22 protein-coding genes and 1 pseudogene are annotated in these 19,007 nt (G+C 61.1%); 18 read left to right on the plus strand and 5 right to left on the minus strand.

Translation table 11 applies throughout. From position 1 onward, the window contains the following. Positions 1 to 2: 2 nt before the first annotated feature. The 10 genes from HF989_RS09300 (at position 3) to HF989_RS09345 (ending at position 6,018) form a co-directional block, all read left to right on the plus strand. On the plus strand, positions 3 to 191 hold the full coding sequence (locus tag HF989_RS09300; RefSeq protein ID WP_168685926.1) for a hypothetical protein: 189 nt from the start codon (positions 3 to 5) through the stop codon (positions 189 to 191). A gap of 259 nt (positions 192 to 450) precedes the next feature. Then, entirely contained in the window at positions 451 to 738 is a 288-nt protein-coding gene (rpsF, locus tag HF989_RS09305) for a 30S ribosomal protein S6 (protein WP_201773331.1), read from the plus strand. A 51-nt stretch (positions 739 to 789) separates the two neighbouring features. After that, positions 790 to 1,416 (plus strand): single-stranded DNA-binding protein, encoded by a 627-nt coding sequence (locus tag HF989_RS09310; protein WP_168685928.1) that lies wholly within the window; start codon positions 790 to 792, stop codon positions 1,414 to 1,416. A gap of 48 nt (positions 1,417 to 1,464) precedes the next feature. After that, on the plus strand, positions 1,465 to 1,917 hold the full coding sequence (gene rplI / locus HF989_RS09315) for a 50S ribosomal protein L9 (RefSeq protein ID WP_168685930.1): 453 nt from the start codon (positions 1,465 to 1,467) through the stop codon (positions 1,915 to 1,917). A 131-nt stretch (positions 1,918 to 2,048) separates the two neighbouring features. Continuing rightward, positions 2,049 to 2,735 (plus strand): AAA family ATPase, encoded by a 687-nt coding sequence (locus HF989_RS09320; protein WP_168685932.1) that lies wholly within the window; start codon positions 2,049 to 2,051, stop codon positions 2,733 to 2,735. Beyond that, the gene (locus tag HF989_RS09325; RefSeq protein WP_168685934.1) at positions 2,735 to 3,409 is read left to right on the plus strand and encodes an AAA family ATPase; all 675 of its coding nucleotides are present in this window, start codon (positions 2,735 to 2,737) and stop codon (positions 3,407 to 3,409) included. Before HF989_RS09320 ends, HF989_RS09325 begins: the two co-directional genes overlap by 1 nt. 21 nt (positions 3,410 to 3,430) lie before the next feature. Further along, positions 3,431 to 3,829 carry an ALF repeat-containing protein gene (locus HF989_RS09330; protein WP_168685936.1) on the plus strand — a complete coding sequence of 133 codons (399 nt, stop codon included), beginning with the start codon at positions 3,431 to 3,433 and terminating at the stop codon, positions 3,827 to 3,829. Then, the gene (locus tag HF989_RS09335; protein WP_168685938.1) at positions 3,805 to 4,857 is read left to right on the plus strand and encodes a hypothetical protein; all 1,053 of its coding nucleotides are present in this window, start codon (positions 3,805 to 3,807) and stop codon (positions 4,855 to 4,857) included. Before HF989_RS09330 ends, HF989_RS09335 begins: the two co-directional genes overlap by 25 nt. Positions 4,858 to 5,153: 296 nt before the next feature. Beyond that, positions 5,154 to 5,555, plus strand: coding sequence for a hypothetical protein (locus HF989_RS09340; RefSeq protein ID WP_168685940.1), 402 nt, complete (start codon positions 5,154 to 5,156; stop codon positions 5,553 to 5,555). A gap of 13 nt (positions 5,556 to 5,568) precedes the next feature. Beyond that, the gene (locus tag HF989_RS09345) at positions 5,569 to 6,018 is read left to right on the plus strand and encodes a hypothetical protein (RefSeq protein WP_168685942.1); all 450 of its coding nucleotides are present in this window, start codon (positions 5,569 to 5,571) and stop codon (positions 6,016 to 6,018) included. Between the two features lie 29 nt (positions 6,019 to 6,047). Here the strand turns inward: HF989_RS09345 and HF989_RS09350 are convergent, their stop codons facing one another. Beyond that, positions 6,048 to 6,623 carry a recombinase family protein gene (locus HF989_RS09350; RefSeq protein WP_168685976.1) on the minus strand — a complete coding sequence of 192 codons (576 nt, stop codon included), beginning with the start codon at positions 6,621 to 6,623 and terminating at the stop codon, positions 6,048 to 6,050. 289 nt (positions 6,624 to 6,912) lie between these two features. Between HF989_RS09350 and HF989_RS09355 the strand changes: the two genes are divergently transcribed. Further along, positions 6,913 to 7,881: a DUF6414 family protein gene (locus HF989_RS09355; protein ID WP_168685944.1), complete on the plus strand. Its 969-nt coding sequence runs from the start codon at positions 6,913 to 6,915 to the stop codon at positions 7,879 to 7,881. Between the two features lie 238 nt (positions 7,882 to 8,119). Here the strand turns inward: HF989_RS09355 and HF989_RS09360 are convergent, their stop codons facing one another. Then, complete coding sequence (locus HF989_RS09360) at positions 8,120 to 8,830, minus strand: IS6 family transposase (protein WP_168685946.1); 711 nt, start codon at positions 8,828 to 8,830, stop codon at positions 8,120 to 8,122. A gap of 122 nt (positions 8,831 to 8,952) precedes the next feature. On the opposite strand from HF989_RS09360, the gene HF989_RS10945 reads away from it, so the two are divergent. Both HF989_RS10945 and HF989_RS09370 read left to right on the plus strand, forming a co-directional pair. Next, a complete protein-coding gene (locus HF989_RS10945) occupies positions 8,953 to 9,714 on the plus strand; it encodes a replication initiation protein (protein WP_354074724.1) in 762 nt (253 codons plus the stop codon). After that, positions 9,711 to 10,991 carry a serine hydrolase gene (locus HF989_RS09370; RefSeq protein ID WP_168685950.1) on the plus strand — a complete coding sequence of 427 codons (1,281 nt, stop codon included), beginning with the start codon at positions 9,711 to 9,713 and terminating at the stop codon, positions 10,989 to 10,991. Before HF989_RS10945 ends, HF989_RS09370 begins: the two co-directional genes overlap by 4 nt. Before the next feature lie 119 nt (positions 10,992 to 11,110). Here HF989_RS09370 and HF989_RS09375 read toward each other — a convergent pair. Next, positions 11,111 to 11,647 (minus strand): annotated as a pseudogene (locus HF989_RS09375) (IS6 family transposase); the annotation flags it as partial. Positions 11,648 to 11,674: 27 nt separating this feature from the next. On the opposite strand from HF989_RS09375, the gene HF989_RS09380 reads away from it, so the two are divergent. After that, on the plus strand, positions 11,675 to 11,953 hold the full coding sequence (locus HF989_RS09380) for a XamI family restriction endonuclease (RefSeq protein ID WP_343033594.1): 279 nt from the start codon (positions 11,675 to 11,677) through the stop codon (positions 11,951 to 11,953). Positions 11,954 to 12,094: 141 nt separating this feature from the next. Here the strand turns inward: HF989_RS09380 and HF989_RS09385 are convergent, their stop codons facing one another. Continuing rightward, positions 12,095 to 13,102, minus strand: a complete 1,008-nt coding sequence (locus tag HF989_RS09385; protein WP_246233937.1) for a replication initiation protein — start codon at positions 13,100 to 13,102, stop codon at positions 12,095 to 12,097. Between the two features lie 107 nt (positions 13,103 to 13,209). Here HF989_RS09385 and HF989_RS09390 point away from each other — a divergent pair, with 107 nt between their 5' ends. From HF989_RS09390 to HF989_RS09405, 4 genes are all read left to right on the plus strand, one after another. Beyond that, the gene (locus tag HF989_RS09390; protein WP_168685954.1) at positions 13,210 to 13,395 is read left to right on the plus strand and encodes a hypothetical protein; all 186 of its coding nucleotides are present in this window, start codon (positions 13,210 to 13,212) and stop codon (positions 13,393 to 13,395) included. A gap of 43 nt (positions 13,396 to 13,438) precedes the next feature. Beyond that, positions 13,439 to 15,499, plus strand: coding sequence for a RecQ family ATP-dependent DNA helicase (locus tag HF989_RS09395; protein ID WP_168685956.1), 2,061 nt, complete (start codon positions 13,439 to 13,441; stop codon positions 15,497 to 15,499). A gap of 350 nt (positions 15,500 to 15,849) precedes the next feature. Further along, on the plus strand, positions 15,850 to 17,364 hold the full coding sequence (dnaB, locus tag HF989_RS09400; protein WP_168685958.1) for a replicative DNA helicase: 1,515 nt from the start codon (positions 15,850 to 15,852) through the stop codon (positions 17,362 to 17,364). A gap of 108 nt (positions 17,365 to 17,472) precedes the next feature. Further along, the gene (locus tag HF989_RS09405) at positions 17,473 to 17,661 is read left to right on the plus strand and encodes a hypothetical protein (RefSeq protein ID WP_038613404.1); all 189 of its coding nucleotides are present in this window, start codon (positions 17,473 to 17,475) and stop codon (positions 17,659 to 17,661) included. Between the two features lie 18 nt (positions 17,662 to 17,679). Here the strand turns inward: HF989_RS09405 and HF989_RS09410 are convergent, their stop codons facing one another. Further along, the gene (locus HF989_RS09410; protein ID WP_168685960.1) at positions 17,680 to 18,993 is read right to left on the minus strand and encodes an MFS transporter; all 1,314 of its coding nucleotides are present in this window, start codon (positions 18,991 to 18,993) and stop codon (positions 17,680 to 17,682) included. Positions 18,994 to 19,007: the final 14 nt, after the last annotated feature.

Here is a 19,007-nt window from a genome sequence, read left to right on the forward strand (position 1 = left end):
CGATGAACGCCACCACAATTCTGGGTATCGCCTCCATCGTGGTGGCGTTTTTCCTGTTCAGTGCCTCGTTCTACTGTGCGGTGAAGGGGCGGAAGCGAGCGTCGGTAAGCCTCGGCTTGATCGCCTTCCTCTTCATGACCGTTATCCCGGTCTCCCTCGCACTCTTCTCCGCTGTGCCCAACCCGCACTAGCCGGATTCGTAAAAGTTGACGATCGCGCAGTTTCGGCGCCGTGTTTCCCCAGGTCGCGAAATCGCGACGTCAACTTTTACGAGCAGCGGCCGGGCGGAGCCCCGTCGCATAGCTAAAGTGCGGCCACCAGAATCCTTAGGGTTTTGAGCTGGTCAAACCGTCAGGTAGTCTGTTCGGGTTGCTTGACGCAACGACCCTCCTGCCATGACCACAAGGGTGATGGCCGAAACAATCAAGACCATAGGAGGTGATGAGGTCCGTGCGTCACTACGAAGTAATGATCATCCTCGATCCGCAGCAGGATGAGCGCACCGTTGCCCCGTCCCTGGATAAGTTCCTGGAGATCGTCCGCAAGGATGGCGGCAAGGTGGAAAACGTTGATGTGTGGGGCAAGAAGCGCCTTGCTTACCCGATCAACAAGAAGGAAGAGGGCATCTACGCCGTTGTCAACCTCGACTGCGAGTCTGACACGGTCAACGAGCTCGACCGCGTGCTGAACCTGAACGAGAACGTTCTGCGCACCAAGGTTCTGCGTACCGACAAGTAGGAACCGGTAGGCTCAGAAACCACACGATCAGCAGGTAGGAAGGTTTAGGACATGGCTCAAGGCGATACCCCAATTACCGTTGTCGGCAACCTGGTTGCAGACCCGGAGCTGCGCTTCATCCCGAGCGGCGCCGCCGTTGCGAACTTCCGCATCGCGTCTACGCCCCGCACCTTTAACCGGGAGACGAACCAGTGGGAAGACGGCGAAGCCCTGTTCCTCACGTGCAACTGCTGGCGCCAGATGGCGGAAAACGTCGCGGAATCCTTGACCAAGGGTATGCGCGTCGTTGTCACCGGCAAGCTGCGTCAGCGTTCCTACCAGACCAAAGAGGGCGAAAGCCGCACCGTGTTCGAGGTCGAGGTCGACGAGGTCGGCCCGTCCCTGAAGTACGCCAGCGCGTCTGTATCCCGCAACCCGCGTGAGGGCGGGCAGGGCGGCTACGGCGGTGGCAACCAGGGTGGCCAGCGAGGCGGCTTCGGTGGAAACCAGGGCGGCCAGAACCAGGGCGGTTACAACCCGGGCAACGGCGGCTTCGGCGGCCAGTCCCAGGGCGGCCAGGGTGGCTACAACGGCAACCAGGGTGGACAGAACCAGTCCCAGCCCGATCACGATCCGTGGGGTTCCGCACCGGACGCTGGCGGTTTTTCCGGCGGCGCGGGCGATGAGCCACCGTTCTAAACGACAACCACACATCAAGCATTTTTCACCACAAGGAAGGTTAGGATTATGAAGCTGATCCTCACCGCTGCCGTCGAGAAGCTTGGCGAGCCTGGAGAGGTCGTCGAGGTCAAAGACGGTTACGGACGCAACTTCCTGCTCCCGCGCGGCCTGGCTATCCCGGCTACCCGCGGCGCAGAGAAGCAGATTGAAGACATTAAGCGCGCCCAGGCTGAGCGCGCGGTCCGCGACCTGGACCACGCCAAGGAGCTGCGTGACCAGCTGGACCAGCTCAAGGGCATCAAGGTTCCCGTGCGCACCGCCAACAACGGCAAGCTGTTCGGCTCCGTGAAGCCGGCTGACATCGCCGCTGCCGTGAAGGCCGCAGGCGGCCCGACCCTGGACAAGCGCCGCATCAACGTGCCGAAGGGCCTTGTGACCAAGACCGGTGGCTACCAGGTCAAGGTCAACCTCCACGATGATGTAGAGGGCAAGGTGAACTTCGAGGTCGTAAGCGCGTAAGCACCCGCTTATCGACGACTGCTCCGCCTGAGAACGGAATATAGGCAGTCCAACGACAACAGCATTTCAAGCGCGGGCCCCACTTGTGAGGAGTGGGGCCCGCGCTTTTGCGTGCCGGTACACTACCGACCATGTTCGTCAACGCCGTTCGGCTGGACGGGCCGGTGCAGGGTTACGCCCGTAGCCTGCCGGTGGTTCAGCACTTGGCCAAGCGTCCACTCGAGCTCGCTCAAATCACCGTTTTCACCGGCGACAACGGATCTGGAAAATCCACGTTGATTGAGGCCGTCGCTGCGGCAGCCGGCGCCAACGCAGCAGGCGGCTCACGCAACGCCCGCTTCCAAGTTGCGGACCACTCCCGGCTCCACGCCGCGCTCACCCTGACCCGCCGCGAAAACCCGCGCGACGTGTATTTCCTGCGCGGGGAGACCTACCTCGACCTCGCCGAGTACCACGAAAGCCTCGGCTACGAGGACCTGCTTACAGACCTCACCCGCCGCAGCCACGGCCAAGGCATCATGCGCGTGGTCCGCGAGCGCTTCGGCCCGGACACGCTGATCATCCTGGACGAGCCGGAAGACGGACTCTCGGTCTTCTCCCAGCTCGAACTCCTCGGCATACTCACCGTGCTGGCCCGCCGTGGCGCGCAGGTACTCATGGCTACGCATTCGCCAGTACTGCTCGCACTCCCAGACGCACGGATCCTTAGAACGCCCACTCTTGAGCCACTGCCTTACGACGTCTGCGAGGCCGTCACCGCCACCAGGGAGTTCATCAACGACCCGGCTGGCACCGCGGAATACCTGGTGGAGCCGTGATGTTTATCGAGCAGGTCTCAGTCAACCCGGCGAAGGCGCCCCAGTGGGCGCTCGATGCTCCGGCCGTTGCCCACGTCGCGAAGTTTGGTTTCCCGCTCACCAACCCAGTCACGTTGATTACCGGCGCTAACGGTGTGGGCAAGTCCACGCTGCTGGAAGGCATCGCTCGGGCATGGGGATTTGCTGTTGAAGGCGGGACGTGGGGCGTCGGCAAGGCTGGCGCCCATGACCCGATGTTCGGTGCGCTGGAACTACGGACTGGGCCGCGCGCGAAGGCCGGGTACTTTCTCCGTGGAGAGACGCACACACGGGTGACGCAGTTTGGTGGCCGATCGCACGGCGAGTCCGTGCTGGAGCTGACCTCGCGGTTCATCCCGAACGCGCTGTACCTGCTGGACGAGCCCGAATCGGGCCTGTCTGCGGTGGCGCAGAGGGCGTTGTTGTCCCAGCTGCATGCGCTGGCAGAGGCGGATGCGCAGGTGATTGCGGTGACGCACTCGCCGATCGTGCTCGGCGTGCCGGGCGCGGAGATCGTGCAGATTGACGAGCACGGCATAGAGCGCGGCCTGGCGGTGGAGGACACCCTGGCATACAGGGCCATGCGCGACTTTTTGGAGGATCCGCACGGGATCGCGGAGTACATGGCGGACTGGGCGGAAGGCGAGCTAGCGTAGCGTTCGAACGTCCGTGTCGGGGTGGTGGTATACGACTGGTTCATCAACGACGAAGTCAAAACCGTTCGTCTTCCCGATCTCATCGACACAACATGGAAGCTGCGCGAGACCCAGGGGGACAACACCCGGGCAGCAGCCGACGCAGCACTACGCGACGGCGGATATGACACCCTCGACGATTTCGTCAACGGCGGCGGGTACGACAAGGCCCGCTACAGCGACCAGCTCCAGCAGGCGTATCACCTGGTGGAAACTGGTGGCCCGGAGGTCAAAGCCGCCGCTGAAGCCGCCATCGTTGGGGACCGAAAGACCTCGACGAGTTCATCACCATCGAGCAGTACCGCCGCGCCAGCCTCGATGCGAACCGGGAAGCGCACAACGACCACATCGATTCGATGCTGGCGGCGGGACGCAACATAGCAAACCTTGCCGGAGAACTCGCCTCCAATGCGCAGGCAGCCTACGAATACTCCCGGGGATCAGCGCAAAAAGCACGTCAATACGCTGATGCCGCAGCCGAATACGCCGGATTCGCCCAACAGGCCTCCCAACGAGCCCAGGAATTCGCCGCCTCCGCCCAACAGTCACTCGACTTCGCCAAGCAACAGCAGGCTAGAGCACATCAAGCCGCCGCCTCCGCAGAAGCCGACGCCGCCGAAGCAACCGCGAACGCCGACCAGGCCACCAGCTACGCAATCGACGCCCGCGCCTCAGCCAACGCGGCAGCTGACTCCGCCATATCCGCCCGCGCCTCCGCCGCAGCCGCAGGACAAGACGCGGCACTTGCCGCCCATGCAGCAGACGACGCATTCCGCATCGCGGTGGAAAAAGAACTCGCCGAGCAAGCCGAACTTCAAGCTGGCCTGGATGCACAGGCAGTAGACGGGGCCGACCCGGAAAAACCAGCCTCGCTTCTCGACATCATCAAAGAACGCATCGGGCCAGCAGCCCTCAGCCTCCTCCTCGGCCTTGTCGGCGTCACCGACCTGGTCAACTGCTTCAAGGGGCAAATCTCTGGGTGCCTCTGGACATTGGTCGGAGTGGTTCCGGTAGGAAATATCGCCAAAGCAGCCCCCATCGTGCGCCGGCTCATCTCCAAATCAGACGAAATCGTCGACGCGCTGCACTCCCGAAAAGCCCTCAAAGGCCGTCAACTCGACGAAATCCGCAACCTACCGGCGTGCCCAGCATTCAGACCTGCTTCATACTCACCTGCGACTACCTTCCGCCCTGCTTTGCAAATACGAGGGGCAGCAGATCTTTCCCTCCAAACGGCCGCCCGTAGCAAGACCTGCAGAATTCTCTCTATACCGGAAAAACCCTTCCGCGGTGGTCCTTATGGGAATCTTGGCACCCATAGTCACGACAATCGTTTCGATTATGAAAGGCATCTCTTGCCGCATCGGAAATTCGAAAAAATAGAGACGTCGCAGACAAGGTTGGATTAAATCCCAACAACGCACCTTCAATTCAAATGTTGCCGCAAGACCACGCCAAAACCTGGAGCTTTCGTAACCTTAAAGGGGCCGACGAGTACCGCGCGAAGCAAGGTCAGCTTCTCCGGGAGGGGAAGATCGATGAAGTACTTCAGATTGAATATGACTTTTTGACTGGCCCTGAATTCGGGGGCGGTACAATCAGGCTCTAGCGGGAAACTATTGATTATGCTCTCGAAAAGGGCTTCATCATTAAGAAACCTACAGGCAGATTGGCAGCACAGGCAACTAACACGTAGGGCAGCTTCATGAAATTTGAGATCACCCCGCCCGAGCCTTTCAAATTCGGGGCACGGTTCAGCGATTATCCCGCATTGGAACAAAGCGTCCGCAACATAGGCGACCAAGTGATAAAAAGCGCTAACGGATGTGTCTCCATCGGAGAAGTCGAGCGGCACGTGTCCCTCGGTGAGACCGACGGGAGGATTGACGACATCTCCATCAACACGCTGGCGCCGGAAGATACGTTTGTGGGGGTTTCGCTTTCATTGCGACCGATCAAGTTCCGCAATGAGTTACAAAAACTCGGAATCTCCACCACCGGTGCCCCATGGGACTTCAAGCTGAACGATTCCAACCTTTCATTTTGGGCGGAAGAAGGGGAGATCGCCGCACTGACATGGGGATCCCCCAGCCCTTCCACTCCTTAGAAAGGCACGCGCCATGAATTTTTCCAGCACGCTCAACCTCAGGGTAAAATTGGGCGGGACAGTCGAGGAGAACATCGAGCAGCTCGATGACCACTTCTTCAACGATAAGACGTTCGGCACAGATCTCGAGGGCTTCCTGATTACTGACCCCGGTGGGGAGCAGGAAGAAACGTGGAAGATCGTCTCAATTATCGAAGACGGCAAGTGTGTAACTGCCAGATTTGATTTCGACGACCAACACGTCACTTTTGCCGATGTCCCCATCGGACCGGGTATCAGTGGGTCAGAAGAAGAAACAGCCGCGTCCCTGCGAGCTCAAGGTTTCGAGGTTATTGCGCAGGAATTCAGTCTGGTTCTACCCGAGCATTTCATCACCATCGAGCCAGGGTTTACCCTATGCTACTGGGACAAGAACCACTGGACACGCGAAGAGTTCTTAGAAGAGACAGTCCTGCCTGGGTAATTCTCTAAGCGCGGGGAAGTGAGCCGGAGTCAAGATTCTCCCGCCTCGCCCCGAAAGTACTTATACAGTGTGGTTCGCCCAATCCCGAGCCGGCGGGCAACCTCCGCCTTGGGCACACCATCGTCTACCCACTGCCGTGCCAGCGCAACTTGACTATCGGTAAGCACCTTCGCTCGCCCCTTGTACACGCCGCGTGCTTTCGCGCGGGCAATTCCCTCAGCCTGGCGCTCCTTAATAATGGAGCGCTCAAACTCGGCGACACTGCCCATCAACCCCAACATCAGCTTGGCGATCGGATCCGCCTTAGCAGAGTAAGTCTGCCCCTCGCGCAGGAATCTCACCGAAACGCCACGGCCCACCAAATCCTCGACAATCGTGTGCAGATCCACCAGTGAGCGAGCAAGGCGATCCATACTCGTGACAATGAGTTGATCCCCCTTGCGCAGATACCGCAATACCTCCTCCAGCTGAGGACGGTGCCGAGTCGAACCGCTGATCTTCTCCTTATATACCTGCGACGCCCCCGCCGCCTGGAGCAGCTCGAGCTGGCGATCCAAATTCTGATCCAAGGAACTCACTCGGGCACACCCGACCTTTTGCCCCAGAACGACGTCCTAGTGCTCGTTAATCTCTAGAGGTAATGATGGTTCTGTTCCGTTAGACATAAAGTAACCGTACCGAACAGGTAAAACTTGTAATTCAAAACCGTTCGCTTGGGGTGTACGCAGTAAGACATTTTGACAAGCCTGATGATCTTCATTGTCAGACCCCAGGGGCGAGTGAATTGGGGAACGGTTTCTGCCCTCACTCCGTTTCTAAAAAGCAGGCCTTCCCATGTGATAGGACTAGTGCATGGATAGTCATCCCCCACATCCCACCCCCTCCCTCCCAACTGTGGTCATTTACCAAAACGCAGATTTCGTCTCTGGCATCATCCAAGAGATTTACAAAGCAGGGCTACTGGAAGCTACCGAGTTCGAAAACAATTCGACCACGGGGAAAGACGACGGATCCGAGAAACAGGCCGCAATTGCCGCAAAAGCTAACGTGTTTCCCTGGTTAACCAACCTCGGTGCACAAGGGAGCTATACACACTCTCAATCAAATAGTGAGGAAGTCGCTACAACCCGCCACCAAAAATTCGTTTATTCCCAAGAATTTTTTCTAGACCAAGCCCGATCCGAACTTCGACGGCAGGAGCTAATAACTCGGGTAGAAAACTCAGAAAGCGCCTCGGAACTCCAAGTGGGAGATTTTATTGAATTTGAGGCTAGCTTTGAAGCTAACGAGGCTAACGCCATCCTCGATATCCTTACCCCTGAGTTAACTGCGGCTATAACTCGATATATCCACCGCTCCAAAGGGCTTGAAAAGATAGACACCCTTAGAGAGCAAGCTTCTAATGCAGATACCCTGATCCCAGTAGAGAAAATCAGCGGTATCAGAGAAATCTATGACGCTAGGGCGGAGAACCAGGCGGCACTTGCAGCAGCCATTACCTCTGCTATAAGAATGGATTTCCGCGGTTCCGAAACTAAAGAATTCTATGCCTTAATCGGGACGGGCCAACACTCGCTGACTGCTGTTACCGTCTGCGAAAAGGAGTATTTCAAATCCAAAGATTTTGATCGGCTACTAGATGGAAGATTTACCGTTCTGGGCAAAGTCGTTTCCCCTATTCGAGAGAATGTCCCAATCCTGGAGAGAAACAAACTGCTTAGCCGACTGCAGGTGGAAGCTCTAGATGAAATCCTTCGCCCTTTAGCCGAAGAGGCAGACACTCACCGACTGGTGGATCTCGATTTTAAGACAAGTGTAGAAGGACCTTCAATCACCGTATTGCCTATCGCTATCTATGTATAAACCCCCCCGAGCGTCTCATTTAAATCCCCGTCAAACTAGATGATTAACCTTTTATAAGACGCGCATAGTTGTCAAACAGAATCTCTTGGCGTTGGCGCTCCGTGGTGAGCTTTCGCCCAGCCCCCATTGCCTTATCCACCTCACGATCCAGAGCATCGTGGGTGCTGTTGCAAAGTTGGGCGGAGAGCCGAGACGACCCAGTTTCTCATTTCCTGATGGCCGCTGCGTGCCGGCGTTCTCAGGCCGTCTCGAATATCCGGCTGACGATCACCGCGTTTGGGTTCGGGTGCCCGTAGGCAAACATCGTGCCCTGGCCTTTCCGTAATGAATGCATCGCTTCCATCCCTTTCAACGTCCGGTAGGCAGACGTCCGATTTTTGAACGCCCCCTTCGGTCCCAGGATTCGTTTCAACCGGCCATGATCTCCCTCGAGAACGTTGTTCAGGTATTTCACCTGACGGTGCTCCACCGTCTGAGGGCAGATTCCCTCCGCCTTCAGCTCGGAGATCGCCTTGGCCAGGGAGGGTGCCTTATCTGTATTAATTACCCGCGGGGACCCGGCTGTCGTAGTCGATCGCAGGGTCTTGGCCAGGAAACGCTTGGCCGCAGCCACATTCCGTTTTGGTGAGAGGTAGAAGTCTAAGGTCTGCCCACCGGCGGTAATAGCCCGGTAGAGATAGCACCACGTGCCGCCGACCCGAATATAGGTCTCATCCACCCGCCAGGACCGGGCCTGCCAGTCGGGTACCTGCCGGTACCACCGAGTGTGCTTATCCAGCTCAGGGGCGTATTTCTGCACCCAGCGGTAGATCGTGGTGTGATCGACTGGCACACCCCGCTCGGTCATCATCTCTTCGAGGTCGCGGTAGCTCACGCCGTAGCGGCAGTACCACCGCACCGCCCCCAGGATGATGTCACGGGGGAAGTGACGACCGGAGAAGATGCCCATGGCCGTGATTATTTCACGTCAATCTTCCTACTGCCCCAACTTTGCAACAGCACCCGCCCGACCAATGGCGTGAGCGTTACTTGTCTCGGTATCCGCTTGCGACCGATGACCTCGATCTGGGCGTGTGGCGTGAGCGCCGGGAACGCGCTCTCACACGGCAGTACGTCGAATCCAGCCCGCGCGCCCTCGTAGCTGCCGTAGTGATCGACGTAGACCGGCCAGACACCGTTCTGAGGGCCTTTGAGCGTCCAAGCGAACACCCAATGCCGTCTTGGGTCGTGGAGGGCAACAAGGGGCACGGGCACGTCGGGTGGTGGCTCAACGCCCCGGTCTGCCGGACGGACGCTGGTCGAGTCGATCCGCTGCGTTATCTCGCCCGAGTGACTGAGGGGCTGCGCCGGTCCCTCGACGGAGACCCGGCGTACACCGGACTGTTGACCCGGAACCCTCTGCACGAAGATGCTGACGTTATCTGGGGTACAGATCGCGCGTACGGACTGCGCGAGCTGGGAACGATCCACACGCCCCGTCAGCTTCCACGCAAGCCGGAACGATCCAGCGGTCTAGGTCGCAACTGCGCGATGTTTGATGCTGCGCATCGGGAGGTCTATGGCCTACATGATCCCGCTATACCGATGGACGATTGGCACCGGATCGTCGTTCAGCACTGCCACCAAGTGCACCGTTCCTTTGACGATGCCCTCGGGGGGCCATTGCCGTTCTCCGAGGTGCAGTCCACGGCGTCATCCATCGCACGTTGGACTCGCAGGAACTTCATTAGCAAGTCCGAGTACCAAGCAAAACGGGGTAGAATAGGCGGTATCAAGTCGGGCGAGAAGCGCCGACAGGCGCGCGAGGCCCGGATAACGGAGGTATTCGGATGAGTGCTCTGGACCCCCGGCCACGCTTCGACAAGAGTGGCCGGCCACTTACCGCCGCCGAGGCAGCGGAGCTGCTGGGCATGTCCGCGCGAAACGTCCGGCGCCTACGAGCAGAACCGCGCAGTGCGGTGATCGAGCGAGCGGCCGCTCGCAGGGAGCGCGCGGCCGCCCTCCGAGCCGAGGGCAAGTCCTACCGAGAGATAGCCGACGAAATGGGCGTGAGCACGGGCACCGTCGGTCACCTCTTGCATGAGCACCGCAAACAGTCTGAAGCGCCGAGGAAGTGCTCAAGCTCGCCGCTTCAGACTGTTTATGGTGACGACGCCCTCGCCGCACAAGTGCTGGAGCTTCTGCCCACCAGAGGCGTCCACGCCCTGGGGATCGCTTCGGTGACACGGAGCGGTTCTCGAATCGCGACCGTCGGCGCCCCGCTGGCCGCGACATTTGAAATTGGATCAATCAATAAGGGCATCACGGGGATGCTCTATCTCGATGCCATCGAACGCGAAGAGGTTCTTCCGACAACGACGCTCGGTGAACTGTTCGAGCTGCAGGGCTTCGGCGCGGCAGGTATCACGTTAGAAGAGTTGTCCCAGCACAGGTCAGGCCTGCCAGCACAACCGATGGGGATGACAGATATAGCTCGCATCATCATCAGGACGATCCAGGCAAGGAATCCCTTCGACGGGAGGACCCTCGTCCACCTTGTTGAAGATCTGCGCCGTGTGCCGATCGGAGCGAAGGAGCCTGCTTACTCAAATCTGGGGTTTGCGGCCCTCGGCCACGCGCTCGCTGCCGCTGCCGGAATGGACTATGCCGAACTGCTGCGGGAGCGCATTGCGAGACCCCTCGAGCTGGGACGCTTCTACATACCAGCAGAGGGCCAAGCGGCACTGGATGAGCAGGCCGTACAGGGCAAAGACAAAAACGGGCGGCCGCAGCAGGCATGGACCGATCTGCAATATGCGCCTGCCGGTGGTATTCGAACTGACGTGAAGAGCATGGCGAAAGTTGCGCGGGCGCTGTTGACCGGTCTCGCACCGGGCGCCGCCGCTCTTAACCCAGTCGCTGCCTTCTCGACTGACGGGGCAGACCGCGTGGGCGCGGGATGGATGACCTCTCGAATCGAGGGACAAACCATCACCTGGCATAACGGACGTACCGGAGGATTCTCGAGCTGGATCGGCTTTGATCGCGAGCAAGATCACGCGCTCTTCCTCGTCGGAGCCACAACCCTCGCCCTCGACGAGATCGGCGAGACATTGTTGCTGAGCAGCTGACGTGTTCGCACATACACGGTACTGCCGGGGCCTCGGTAGTGCAGTGGGTGCTGTTGCAAAGTTGGGCTAGGGTCGAAAAGCCCAACCTCAAGACATTAGTTGTCCTTGCTCCGGGGTGCTTAAGCTGTCTCGAATATCCGGCTGACGATCACCGCGTTTGGGTTCGGGTGCCCGTAGGCAAACATCGTGCCCTGGCCTTTCCGTAATGAATGCATCGCTTCCATCCCTTTCAACGTCCGGTAGGCAGACGTCCGATTTTTGAACGCCCCCTTCGGTCCCAGGATTCGTTTCAACCGGCCATGATCTCCCTCGAGAACGTTGTTCAGGTATTTCACCTGACGGTGCTCCACCGTCTGAGGGCAGATTCCCTCCGCCTTCAGCTCGGAGATCGCCTTGGCCAGGGAGGGTGCCTTATCTGTATTAATTACCCGCGGGGACCCGGCTGTCGTAGTCGATCGCAGGGTCTTGGCCAGGAAACGCTTGGCCGCAGCCACATTCCGTTTTGGTGAGAGGTAGAAGTCTAAGGTCTGCCCACCGGCGGTAATAGCCCGGTAGAGATAGCACCACGTGCCGCCGACCCGAATATAGGTCTCATCCACCCGCCAGGACCGGGCCTGCCAGTCGGGTACCTGCCGGTACCACCGAGTGTGCTTATCCTTGTTAGCGATAAAAAAGCAGACATTGTGATCGGTCTAGGCGACGGGCGCTTTATGGCACTTGAATGTAAAGTCTCCAATTCGGCCACCAACAGTTATAAACGCCTAAACGCCGAAGCTGCCCAAAAAGCAGTGCGCTGGGTTAAAGACTTCGGTGAGGTCGGGATTGTGCCGGCAGCCGTTTTATCCGGCGTATTCAACACCCGAAATCTCAAAAGCGCACAGAATGATCAACTCACAATTTTTTGGGCCCACTCTCTTGATGAGTTAACCAACTTCATCAACTTAACCACTGCTCGAAGGTAAACCCGCAAAAATCCGGATGTCATGAGGGGGTAGCAACCCATCCATCTAAATCCTGCTTCATACAAGAGCCTCAAAACGAAATACTACACTGCCCAAAGAGGGGCAGGGGAACCGTATATTGCTTATGGTGTGAGACCCCTGTTAGCCAGGAAGATCCCCTGACTCCTTTAAGGCGGAGACATGCCGTGCGACGGTGGCTCTGGACAAGCCTGTCTCCGATTGAATTTCAGTCCACGTAGGCAGCCTATCCATTTCCACCCAAAATGCAGTGATAAATAAGCCGACCCGCTGCCGGTTGCTGATCCCTTGCGCCTTCTTTTTGCGGTGTGTCTTTTTCAATGTGGCCCGACGGCCCTGGGCATATTCCCCTTGGGGGTCTGTTTCCCACCGCTGTGCGGCTTTTTTACCGCCTCTGCGGCCCATGGTGGCCAGGGCCTTGCGCTGGCTTGTGGTGGCGTAGCGGGCGGTCGGTGTGCCGTAGGAATCGGTCTTGCCCTGGGTGACGTAGCCGCGCACACGCCTCGCCATGGTCTGACGATCGCGCACCGGCGGCATCTCCGCTGCCCTACCGTCAGCACCTTCGCGCTGGGCGATGTTGTAGGCACGCTCGTAGGCGTCGATGATCGCTGCATCGGTCATCCGCTCCCCCGCTGCGCGCAGGCGGTGGGCGGTCTTCAACGCGTGACGAAACGCCGTTTCGTCGCGGGCAGCGCGTCCCGGGTTAATCCAGCGCACCAAGACCCCGTCGATGAGATCCGGGTTGTAGCGATCTGTTTCTTCACCCATCTCGACTTCGATCTCATCGGCGATCGCGCGGAAGGCCTGGGCCCGCTCGCGGCGTGCCTTGACCGTCTCGATGAGCTCGCGCCCACTGGAGAACTCCTGGTGGGGCGAGACGTGCTGGGGCTCGTCGGCCACCTCGCGCACCTCCCTGATGAAGTCGGACAACCGGGCAATACGGTGATGCTGCCGGTACCAGATATAGCGATCCGGGCTGTCGCCCGTGTAGAAGGGGCTGCGGCTGAACCTGTGGGCGAAGTTCGGGTCGTGGTCCAGCAACCCGCCCAGGGTCCGGCTGGTCGCCGCCAGAAGCACCATATTGGGGGACTTACCCGACTCGTCGGCGTAGACGGGGTCGATCAGCCACATGCACTGCGCTTTGCCGTTTAAGCGGTTGATGCCCACCCAGGCCGGCCCGAGACTGCGGGTGACGAGCTGGAGGAGTTTGCCCCGTAACTCCTCGGCCAGGTTGATGGGTGGCCTCCCTGACTGCCGGGCTGGGGATACCGGTTGCGGAGATGATAGAGATCAGCGAGCACGGTGTGGAGCGGGGCGCGGCGGTAGAGGACACCGTCGCGATTCGGGCGATGCGCGACTTCTTGGCGGATCCCCAAGGCATTGCGGAGTACATGGTGGACTGGGCGGAAGGGGAGCTGGCGTAGCATTCGAACATCCGTGTCGGGGTGGTGGTATACGGTGTGCGCCATGACAGCGACACGCGAACACGCGGACGAACTTCTCAAAGGCATCGCAGGGCCGGAGGCCACCCTGCGCGACGACCAGTGGACGACGATCGATTCCCTGGTCAACCAGCGCAAACGCATGCTCGTGGTGCAGCGCACTGGGTGGGGGAAATCGGCGGTGTACTTCATTGCTGCGAAGCTGCTGCGCCAGGCGGGGGAGGGGCCGTCGATCATCGTCTCGCCGCTGCTCGCGCTCATGCGCAACCAAGTTGAGGCGGCCGCCCGCGCAGGGATCCGCGCCGCCACGATCAACTCGGCGAACATGACGCAGTGGGAGGAGATCCAGGCGCACATCGGCGAGCTGGACCTGTTGCTGATCAGCCCCGAGCGCCTCAACGCGCCGGACTTCCGCGAGGACGTGCTGCCGCAGCTTGCGCAATCCATCGGCATGCTCGTCGTGGACGAGGCACACTGCATCTCCGACTGGGGGCACGATTTCAGGCCGGATTACCGCCGCATTGCCCTGCTTATCGACGACCTCCGGTCACACACCCCCGTCCTCGCCACCACCGCAACGGCGAACGACCGCGTGGTGGCGGACGTGGTCGCACAGCTAGGCGACGGAACCGGTGTGCTGCGCGGCGGGCTGGACCGAGAATCCCTGTCGCTGAACGTCGTGCAGCTCAAAGACCCGACGCAGCGCGCCGCCTGGATCGCCCAGTACCTGTCGCAGGTCGAAGGGTCTGGCATCATCTACTGCCTCACCGTGTCCGCCGCGCACGACCTGGCTGAAGCGCTCGAGACGGCCGGATGGAACGTCGCGGCGTACACAGGCCGCACGGAGGCGGAGGAACGAGAGCGCCTCGAACAGGCACTGATCCACAACGAGCTGAAAGCGCTTGTGGCTACCTCCGCGCTCGGCATGGGTTTTGACAAGCCGGACCTCGGCTTCGTCGTGCACATGGGTGCACCGAGCTCACCGGTGAGCTACTACCAGCAGATCGGCCGCGCCGGGCGCGCCACTGACCACGCCGAGGTGGTGCTTCTGCCCGGGCCGGAGGATGAGCGCGTGTGGGAGTACTTCGCGTCCGTGTCTATGCCGGAGGAGCCGGTGGTGCAGCAATTGCTGGTTGCGCTGGGGGACGACCCGGTGTCCACACCGAAATTGGAGAACGCCGTTGATCTGTCGCGCACGCGCATCGACCAAGCCCTGAAGGTCCTTGACGTGGACGGCGCGGTCACACGCGTCAAGGGCGGCTGGGTCTCCACGGGTTCCCCGTGGGCATACGACCATGAGCGTTACGACGGCCTGGCCAGCGCCCGCGAGCGCGAACAAAACCTCATGTTGGCGTACGAGACCACGGATACATGCCGCATGATGTTTCTCCGCCGCGAGCTGGACGACCCGACCATCGGGGAAGGGGAGCGCTGCGGGCGGTGCGACAACTGCACCGGCAACCATCTGTCCGCGGATGTGGACCCGGCGCTGGTTGAGCGCATCGACGCCCGCTTGCAAGCCCCGGGCGTGCCGCTGTCTCAGCGCAAGATGTGGCCGACAGGCTCCGCACGCCGCGGCAAGATCAAGGGCGTGGCCGCCGGGAAGGCGCTGGGCCGGCTTAACGACGTCGCCCGCGGGCCCGCGCTGGCGGCCCTGTTACGCGACAGCGCCTACCGCCCCGCCGAGAACTGGCGGGACGACCAGTGGCTGACCCGCTTCGTTGCTGTGTTGGCGGACTGGGAATGGAGCCAGCGCCCCGCCACAGTCGTGGCGCTGGGTACGGCCGATCCCGCCCGGTCGGAGATGGTCGCCGCCACCGCCGAGGCGTTGGCGAGCGTGGGACAGATGGCTTTCGGCGGGGTGGTGCGGGCCGGCGAGGCGGAGGTGGAGGCCCGCAATTCCGCGTTTCGAGTCAATGCGCTCGACCGGTACTTCGACTACTCAGGGCTTGCCGTGGACGCCGGGCCGGTCTTGCTGCTCACCGGGGAGGTGGACTCCGGCTGGTCGGTGACCGTCGCCGCCGCGGACATAGCCGAACGCTTCGGCGTTGAGGTGCTCCCGCTGGCCTTCGCCTCACGCGCGTAGCGGCACGGCGCTTGAGCAGGGGTGTGGATAAGTGTGGGAAGAGAATCCCTGGTGAGAGCGCCAGCTGTCCACTGGAGTGAGCAAAGGCCGGTTGTCAAACACCGTGGTCAGCGGGTTTATCCACCGGTGCAGATGGAAGATGGAAGAAGGAAAATATATGCGTTCAGCTGGGCATTTGGGATAACCCGCCGATGATGTGACCGCTGATTCCACACAAATTCCACACCCCAGGGCGCGGGCTTGTGGACAACTCGCCCACACATTCTGGTGTTGTCCACACCCCCTGTGGATAACTCGATTAGCGGTTTGCACCGCGGGGTAGTGTCATACACACATCGAAAGGGGAGAACATGGGCGCAAACGACAGTTTCGCGGATTACGTGCCGCCGCCGGAGCCGGCCGCGGACTACGGGGATTTCAGTGATTCCGACTTTGAAGCGTTCCGGGGCAACGGCGGCGGCTCCACGCGCCGGGAGCCCGGAGGCGGCGGCCGGGGCGGGAACAAGTACTCCAACTTCAACCGCGGCAGCGACGAGCTGCAGGAGTACCGCACTCCGCCGCACGACGAGCTCGCCGAGCGGTCCGTTATCGGCGCCATGCTGCTCAACCCGGACGTCATCTTGGACGTGGCGGAGGGGCTGCGCCCGGACGACTTCTACTTTCCCGCGCACCAGCTGATCTACCAGGCCATCTTGGACCTGTTCGCGCAGGGCAGCAACGTTGACGTGCTCATTGTCTCCGGCCGTTTGGACCGTCTCAACGCGCTCGAGCGCATCGGCGGCGCGCCCTACCTGCACACCCTGATCTCGGAGGTGCCCACCGCGGCCAATGCGCGCTACTACGCCGAGATCGTGGAGGAGAAGTCCATCCTGCGCCAGCTGGTCAACGCCGGCACGCAGGTGGTGCAGCTCGGCTACGAGGGCGAAGAGGGCATGGAGGTCGACGCGATCGTCGACCGCGCTCAGCAGAAAGTCTTCGCCGTTACGCGTAACCAGACGGGCGAGGACTACCGCCCGCTGTCCGACCTGCTCAAACCCACCATCGACGAGCTGACGATGATCGCCTCCGGCGGTGCTCTGGAAGCAGGCGTGCCCACCGGGTTCATCGACTTAGACAAGCTCACCAACGGCCTGCACGCAGGGCAGATGATCATCGTCGCGGCGCGTCCCGGCGTGGGTAAGTCCACACTGGCGCTGGACTTCATGCGTTCGTGCTCCATCCACCAGGGGAAGACCTCCGTCATCTTCTCGCTGGAGATGAGCGCATCCGAGATCATCATGCGCATGCTCTCCGCCGAGACGGAGATCAAGCTGTCCGCGATGCGCTCGGGCCAGATGGAGGAGCGCGACTGGGAAAAGCTCACTCAGCGCCTCACCGAAATCCAGGACGCCCCGCTGTTCATCGACGACTCGCCCAACCTCACCATGATGGAGATCCGCTCCAAGGCCCGCCGCTTGAAGCAGCAGCACGGCCTCGACCTCGTGGTGGTGGACTACCTCCAGCTGATGAGCTCCGGCAAGAGGGTCGAATCCCGCCAGCAAGAAGTCTCGGAATTCTCCCGCCACCTGAAGCTGCTGGCCAAAGAGCTCGAGGTCCCGGTCATCGCGATCTCCCAGCTTAACCGTGGCCCGGAGGCGCGCACGGACAAGCGCCCGCAGCTAGCCGACCTACGCGAATCAGGCTCTCTCGAGCAGGACGCCGACATGGTGTTCCTGCTCTACCGCCCGGACTCCCAGGACCGCGACGACGAACGAGCCGGCGAAGCCGACATTATCGTGGCGAAGCACCGTGGCGGCCCCATCGACACCATCCCGGTGGCGCACCAGCTGCACTACTCCCGCTTCGTCAACATGGCCCACGGCTAGCTTTGCTTGCCCTTTGCTCAGTTAGGCATGGCTTTCCAACGGTGACACGCTGCGAAAACGGGTTTATGATCCAACATCACAACCCGAAAAGCAGATTAGGAGAAAGCCATGACCGTGCGTTCCATCAACGGCCCAGCCGCGTGCGCCAGCACGGTGGCGAAGCTCGACCCGAGCATCACCGTCGCTAAGACGGGGGAGAACACCCTCCTGCTCAACCTGCCGCGCAGCATCGAGGAGATTGATAAGGCGACGGCCGATACGTCTCTGAAGGCCCGTTTTTCGCGGCTGTTTGCTTAGCGACGGCGCGTTCCGTCGCTACCCAATCGCCACACCACGCTGCTCAGGCAGCGTGAACGCGGCTGCGCACGCTAGTGCAAAGGCGGCGGCGAACACGCCGAATACGGCGGTAGAGCCGCCGAACGCGAGGACGGGCGGAACGATCAGCGGCGCCAGGATGGAGCCGATACGGCCGAACGCCGCTCCCGCACCAGTGCCCGTGGCGCGGACTGAGGTGGGGTAAAGCTCAGGGCCGACGGCGTAGAGCGCGCCCCAGGCGCCGAGGTTGAAGAAGCTGAGCAGGCAGCCAGCCGCGATGATCTGCCACTCGGCGCTTGCCATACCGTAGGCGAAGGCGGATACGGCGGAACCCGCCAAAAACGCGGCGAGGGTGATGCGGCGGCCCCAGACCTCGATGAGCCACGCGGCGGCGAAGTACCCCGGCAGCTGGGCGAGGGTGATAATCAGCGTGAAGGTGAACGAGCGCACGAGCGAGAAACCCTGTTCCACCAGCAACGACGGGATCCAGATGAACGCCCCGTAGTAGGACAGTGAAACGCAGAACCAGACTGTCCAGAAGGCGGCGGTGCGGGCCCGCAGATCTGGCCCCCAGATGCCGCCGCGGATAGTCTCCTCCCGCGGCGGCTGGCTGGTGTCGTATTCTGCAGGGTCGGTATCTGCTTCGAACGAGCGCACGATCCGCTCGGCTTCCTCGTGTCGGCCGGCTGATTCCAAGAAGCGCACAGATTCGGGCAGGCCCATGCGCACGTAGATGGCGTAGACCGCCGGCACCGCGCCGAGTGCGAAACCCCAACGCCAGCCGCTGTCATGCTGCGCGACTACGAAGGTGCCTATGACCGCGGCCATGATCCAGCCGACGGCCCAGAACGCCTCCAGCAGCACAACCATCCGCCCGCGGACTTTTCGCGGGGAGAACTCACTAACCAACGTGGAGGCCACGGGCAGCTCCGCGCCCAGGCCCAGCCCCACTAGGAAGCGGAACACCATGAGGGAAGCCACGGACCATGCGAGCGCGGACGCGCCGGTGGCGAGGCCGTAAAGCAAGAGCGTGGCCGCGAACACTTGGCGTCGTCCGATCTTGTCTGCCAAGAGACCGCCGAGCGAGGCGCCGATGGCCATGCCGATAAAGCCCACCGAGGCGATCCACCCGGTGGTGGTTTTATCCAAGTCCCACTGCACGGCCAGGGCCGCCACGATGAAGGACACGAGGCCGATGTCCATGGCGTCGAGGGCCCAGCCGATGCCGGAGCCGACGAGGAGGCGCTTGTGCTTGCCGGTGACCGGGAGGCGGTCCAGGCGCTCGGTGCGGGTGAGCTGCTCAGCAGAGGTCATGCCGGGGAGTGTAA

The organism is Corynebacterium mucifaciens (genome assembly GCF_012396315.1).
In the GTDB taxonomy this organism is placed as follows: Bacteria; Actinomycetota; Actinomycetes; order Mycobacteriales; family Mycobacteriaceae; genus Corynebacterium; species Corynebacterium mucifaciens.